Origin of the sequence: Pseudoalteromonas sp. S554, from assembly GCF_005930865.1 — a bacterium.
Lineage (GTDB): Bacteria > Pseudomonadota > Gammaproteobacteria > Enterobacterales > Alteromonadaceae > Pseudoalteromonas > Pseudoalteromonas marina.
Genome location: NZ_PNDV01000150.1, coordinates 1 through 5,343 on the forward strand (window position 1 = coordinate 1; position 5,343 = coordinate 5,343).

The 5,343-nt window shown below is 40.1% G+C and carries 6 protein-coding genes; 3 read left to right on the plus strand and 3 right to left on the minus strand.

Annotated features, from left to right (window positions below; translation table 11 throughout):
* Positions 1 to 48: 48 nt before the first annotated feature.
* Both CWB65_RS19355 and smpB read right to left on the minus strand, forming a co-directional pair.
* Positions 49 to 2,640, minus strand: a complete 2,592-nt coding sequence (locus tag CWB65_RS19355; protein ID WP_138741276.1) for a TonB-dependent receptor — start codon at positions 2,638 to 2,640, stop codon at positions 49 to 51.
* Between the two features lie 421 nt (positions 2,641 to 3,061).
* Positions 3,062 to 3,541 (minus strand): SsrA-binding protein SmpB, encoded by a 480-nt coding sequence (gene smpB, locus CWB65_RS19360; RefSeq protein WP_006793936.1) that lies wholly within the window; start codon positions 3,539 to 3,541, stop codon positions 3,062 to 3,064.
* A 145-nt stretch (positions 3,542 to 3,686) separates the two neighbouring features.
* On the opposite strand from smpB, the gene CWB65_RS19365 reads away from it, so the two are divergent.
* Both CWB65_RS19365 and CWB65_RS19370 read left to right on the plus strand, forming a co-directional pair.
* Entirely contained in the window at positions 3,687 to 4,127 is a 441-nt protein-coding gene (locus CWB65_RS19365) for an SRPBCC family protein (protein ID WP_006793935.1), read from the plus strand.
* Positions 4,124 to 4,447 carry an RnfH family protein gene (locus tag CWB65_RS19370; RefSeq protein WP_008130063.1) on the plus strand — a complete coding sequence of 108 codons (324 nt, stop codon included), beginning with the start codon at positions 4,124 to 4,126 and terminating at the stop codon, positions 4,445 to 4,447. Before CWB65_RS19365 ends, CWB65_RS19370 begins: the two co-directional genes overlap by 4 nt.
* Before the next feature lie 53 nt (positions 4,448 to 4,500).
* On the opposite strand, the gene CWB65_RS19375 is transcribed toward CWB65_RS19370, so the two are convergent.
* Complete coding sequence (locus tag CWB65_RS19375; protein WP_006793933.1) at positions 4,501 to 4,860, minus strand: outer membrane protein assembly factor BamE; 360 nt, start codon at positions 4,858 to 4,860, stop codon at positions 4,501 to 4,503.
* 107 nt (positions 4,861 to 4,967) lie between these two features.
* On the opposite strand from CWB65_RS19375, the gene CWB65_RS19380 reads away from it, so the two are divergent.
* Positions 4,968 to 5,282, plus strand: a complete 315-nt coding sequence (locus tag CWB65_RS19380) for a GIY-YIG nuclease family protein (RefSeq protein WP_006793932.1) — start codon at positions 4,968 to 4,970, stop codon at positions 5,280 to 5,282.
* The last annotated feature ends 61 nt before the right edge of the window (positions 5,283 to 5,343 follow it).

Below are 5,343 nucleotides of genomic sequence, written 5' to 3' on the forward strand. Positions count from 1 at the left end.
AACTATTGGGGGTCACTTCAGTTGGCGGTTTTTTTATTTATGTAGCGTTTAGAAAGAAAAGCTTACTTTAGTATAGATATAACGACCGCGTGGGTTATGAACACCCGAGGCGTAGCCGTATAAATCAGAATCACCGTCACCAATTGTAAATGGTGGCTCTTCATCAAATAAGTTATTAATACCTAACGATACTTTAGCAGAGTCAGAAACACGGTAAGACGTTTGTAAGTCAACCAGTGTTTGCGAGTCAACCATACGTGATGTATTAGTATCGAAATCTAAGTTACCATCGAAGTCGATATCTGGTGTATCTTCAAACTCACCAACATAACTAATGTTTAAGTTAGTGTTAAACGCGCCCATTTCCCAGTTAGTTGAGAAGATAAAGCGGTGCTCTGGGTACCCATATTCACCGGTATAATCGCGGCCATCTTTTTCAAATTTATCTTGGTATGCCCATTCTAAATTGAATTTTAATAAGCCTAAATCGTCAAGCGAGTGATTGTAGTTTGTTGAAATATCAACGCCCGACACTTCTTGCGATGATACGTTTTCAAAGGTGCTAAATATTTTTTGAATAGTACCTAACGCATCGCCACCATTTGGTGATAAACGAACACATACTGTGCTGTTTTGGTTATTACATTCAGAGGCGTAAATAGGGCCAAATTCTTGCTCGTCAATTTTGTTATCTTGTGTGATGCTCCACACGTCTACGCTCAGACCAAATTCGGCTGTTGGTGCCCAAATAAAGCCAACGTTCCAAGATTCAGATTCTTCTGGTTGTAGATCGGGGTTACCTGCAAACTCAATGTTGTAATCAAGTGCGCTACAGTCTTTCCCTGTTGCTTGACAGCGGTACGTGTCTACAAAAAACTGACTTTCTTGAGATGGACCTAAACCAACTTGTGCAAGAGAAGGGGCTCTAAAGCCTTGCGCCCATGAACCACGAACCGTAATTTCATCGGTTGGTGCCCAGCGAAGTGCAACCTTTGGATTGGTCGTGGTGCCAAAGTCGCTGTAGTCATCGTAACGACCAGCCAGTTGTAGCTCTAGGGTTTCTGCAAGTGGAATTGAAAACTCAACATACGCGGCGTACTGGTCTCTGTTTGCTGATGCAGATACAGATTCAGTACCAAATATTAAACCACGTTGGAATTGATCATCTGGGATATCGCTGACGTCTTCTTCACGGTATTCGATACCAGCGGCCATCATTACAACATCGTCGCCAAAGCTAAATGCTTCACCAGTAATGTTTGCGTCAAATGAAGTCATATGCGATTCGCCACGACGAACAAGGCTGGTGGTAATTCTGTCTACAACTGCCGGGTCGTTGTATGTACCGCCGAATGGGTTGTAATTACCTGCGTCAATTTCTTGTTGTAAGAAATCAGTACGAACCCAACCTTGCGAGCGGTCGCCGGTTTGCATTGATTTACTGCGACCTTTTTGTACTGCTGTTTCCCAGCTCCAGTCGTTAATTTCGCCTTTTAAGCCAGCCACAATTCGCATTGTGTCTGATTCAATATCCCATTGGCGGGCACCCGCGTCTACAGTACGGTAGCGGCCAATTTCGATGTCTTGCCCAAATGGGTTATTAGGATGATTTGCTGGTACCGTTAGGCCTGCATCTTCGTCAAGTGGGGTTGGTGCACCCGCTGCAACCGACGTATTGTGCTGAACGGCCATTTCTAAAAAGCCCGTAATGCCATTGTCAAAGCGATATTCAAATTGCGATATTGCGCCAATACGTTCAGCAGCTGGGGCTATGTAGCCAAACGGGCCATAATCAAATAAACAGCTTCCGCTTGCAGTTGCGTTTTCTGCTGGGCAATCTGGGTCAATTGTTTTTACACCATCAACGTAAAAGTAGCCAGGGAAGCCACGAGATGAACGGAAATCTTCACCGCCATAAGGAGATTGGTTTGCGGTACCCAAGCGGCCCATTTCATCTGATGAAAGCGATGTGTTTTTAAAGTAATCAATGATTACTGACGCACTGCTTTTTTCGCTAGTGGTACCCCAAACAACACTTGCTGTCGTTTCTTCATAGTTAGGGCCATCAGTGCCGCCGTACCCTAAGTTTACCTCTACGCCATCGATATCTTTTTTCAAAATAACGTTAACAACACCGGCTACAGCATCAGAGCCATAGATTGCAGATGCACCGTCTTTTAAAATATCTATTCGTTCAATAGCCGATACTGGAATGCTGTTTATATCGACAAACGAATTAGTTATCCCTTCTGCAAACGCACTAATTGAGACTCTGCGCCCGTTAATCAGTACAAGTGTTGCGTCGGCACCTAAGCCTCGCAAGCTTACAGCGGCAGCTCCATTTGCCGTCGAATCTTGGTTGTTACCACGTGTAGAAAAAGTACCACTGCCTGCAACAGGCATTCTTTCGAGTAGTTGTTGAAGGTTATCGTAACCCATGTTTTCAATATCGGCTTTACTGATTGATTGCACTGGTGATGGGCCTTCAATGTCAGAGCGTTTAATACGCGAGCCTGTAACTTCAATGCGTTCTACTTTTTTTGCTTCTTCAGCGGCGTAAGTTGTTGTTGTAAAGCCCGCTGATAATGAAAGTGTTGCGCCAATAATAATACTTGGCGTAAATGCAATTGATTGCTTCATCCTTAAATCCTTGTTGATATGTAATAAGTTTAGTTGCTCAATACCAATCCTTTTAAATTGTTAAATAAATCCCATACTTAAGCGGATTGATATAACAAGCGACGACATTAATATCATGTAACTTAAGTGTTAGCAATGAGACTGAAATGTGATTTTAGTATGGGTTTTAGTGTGATTTGGGATGATTTTAAAGCAGATGTTATGCGCTGAAGCAGGTTTAAATAGGCGCATATGCTTTATTTTAGAAATAAAAAATACAACCTCATTGAGAGTAATAATTAAATTAATTGATTCACAATAAAATTGTAATAAATTATTTATAGGTATATTTAGGCTGAATAATGGTCTTGTTGTGTATTAATAAAACAAATGGCGCTTGGTTTTTTTATAAAAAAAAGCCTAACTGAGTTAGGCGTTTTATTTAAACTTTGTGCTTCATTAAGCGCTCTTTTTCGCGCGACCAGTCTTTATTTTTACCGTCTTCGCGTTTGTCATGCATTTTTTTACCTTTTGCTAAATGAAACTCAAGTTTCACCCAACATTTTTTCCAATACATGGCTGTAGCCACTAATGAATAGCCGTCACGTTCAGTTGCTCCCACTAAGCGGTCAAGTTCTCGTCTGCTTAGTAAAAGCTTTCGGTAACGCATAGGGTCGCAAATAACGTGAGTAGAGGCACTATTTAATGGTTGAATTTGACTACCAAGTAAAAATGCTTCGCCGTTTTTAAGATGTATATAAGTTTCAGAGATATTTACTTTACCAGCTCGGATACTTTTTACTTCCCAGCCTTGTAGTTCGACACCTGCTTCAAACTTATCGTGTAAAAAATACTCATGTCGCGCTTTTTTGTTTAGCGCGATGGTATTGCTTGTCGATTTTGATGAATTTTTCTTAGCCATAGTGCCCTATAATATACGTAATGTGAGATGTTTTACATCGATTTTTAGTAATGATTTTAAAAAATTAGATCTAATTTATGCGTCATGAAAGTTTGGGGAAACGAACAAAGCTTGCTAAAATTCGCCCACACATTTGGGAGTGAGTATGCCACAAATTGAAAAAAGTGCGCTGGTTATGTACAGCACTAAAGAAATGTTTGATCTAGTTAATGATGTAGAAGCTTATTCTCAGTTTTTACCAAATTGTTCTGATTCAAAAATTGTTTCGCAGCAGCATAATAACATGACCGCGAGTATAGAAATATCTAAGGCGGGTATAAAAAAGTGGTTTACCACCGAAAACACCTTTATAGACGAACAAACCGTGTTATTAAAACTGGTTGATGGTCCATTTAAAACGCTTAAAGGGCGTTGGCATTTTCAAGCATTAGATGCCCATGCATGCAAAGTTTATTTAGAGCTTGAATTTGAATTTTCGAGCAAAATTATTGAGCTTGCGTTTGGTAAAATTTTTAATGATGTTGCAAAAAATATGGTAAGTGCTTTTACTTCGCGGGCTAAAGAAGTATACGGAGCGCGAATATGATTAACATTGAAGTTGTTTTTGCTTTACCTACTACTGCAACCTGTTTATCGATTGAGGTGCAGCCAGGCTGCACGGCCGAACAAGCGGTTATTCAGTCGGGTATTATTGAAAAGTGCCCTGAAATAGACGCAAATGCACTTACATTAGGTGTATGGAATAGAACGGTTAAGGCAAACTACGAATTAAAAGATGGTGATCGTATTGAAATATACCGTCCATTAATTGCAGACCCTAAAGATGCACGAAGAAAACGCGCTGAAAAGGCAAAAGAAGAAGGCCGAGCAAATAAAATAACGGGTGGTCGCCCACTCGAGCGATAATTTAGGTATAAAAAAAGGTAAGCAAAGCTTACCTTTTTACTTTAGCGACAATATTATTGTTCTAAAGGGGTGTTGAAATTTTCTGGCTGATCGTAGTCACCTGAAAGCGAAACAAGTTTTTCATTTTCAAAGTTAATCACTAGCTCTTTATGTTGCTCGTTTTCACGGCCTTTATTAAAGCTGTAAACATAACGCCATGTGTTGTTATCAAAAGCATCTGTGGCAATAGGACGGCCTAATACATAAATAACTTGGTCTCGAGTCATGTTTACACGAAGCTTTTCAACATCCGATTGCTCTAAAAAGTTACCTTGAGGGATGTTTATTCTGTATACCCAGCTAGAGCAACCTGCTGCAGAGCTAAGTGTTAAAGCGACGATAAGCCAAAGAGAAAAAGTTTTTAACGACTGCATTGTTTGTTGTGATCCTTATTTTTTATAATCTGCATGATACCGATTAGTCACTGAAGGTAAAACCCTTTTAAGCAATTGTTTTGAGTTAAGGGTATTAAGGTAATATTTTGACCACCAATAATGAAAAAAGTTTACAAACCCTAGAGCCAAAAACACATACTTCAGGCACTTTATGGCACTTGTACATAGTGCAAACACGGTTTGGGCACTGGTATACCGGCATTACTACTAATGTAGATAAGCGCTTTGCAACGCATCAAGCGGGTAAAGGGGCGAAAAATTTAAAAGGTAAAGGGCCTCTTATACTTATTCATCAGCAGGAAGTTGGGAGTAAAAGCGAAGCGAGTAAGCTTGAGTGTAAAATAAAAAAGTTACCAAGGGCAAAAAAAGAGGCTTATGTTTCAGCGTTTAAATCATCATAATGCTGGTGCGCTAACTTTTTAATAAAGCCCTCTATTGCGAGTACCCCCCTGTGTCAGGATA

Coding starts and splice junctions, on each gene's coding strand:
- CWB65_RS19355 (WP_138741276.1), bottom strand. CDS start 2,640: ATGAAGCAATCAATTGCATTTACGCCAAGTATTATTATTGGCGCAACA.
- smpB (WP_006793936.1), bottom strand. CDS start 3,541: ATGGCTAAGAAAAATTCATCAAAATCGACAAGCAATACCATCGCGCTA.
- CWB65_RS19365 (WP_006793935.1), top strand. CDS start 3,687: ATGCCACAAATTGAAAAAAGTGCGCTGGTTATGTACAGCACTAAAGAA.
- CWB65_RS19370 (WP_008130063.1), top strand. CDS start 4,124: ATGATTAACATTGAAGTTGTTTTTGCTTTACCTACTACTGCAACCTGT.
- CWB65_RS19375 (WP_006793933.1), bottom strand. CDS start 4,860: ATGCAGTCGTTAAAAACTTTTTCTCTTTGGCTTATCGTCGCTTTAACA.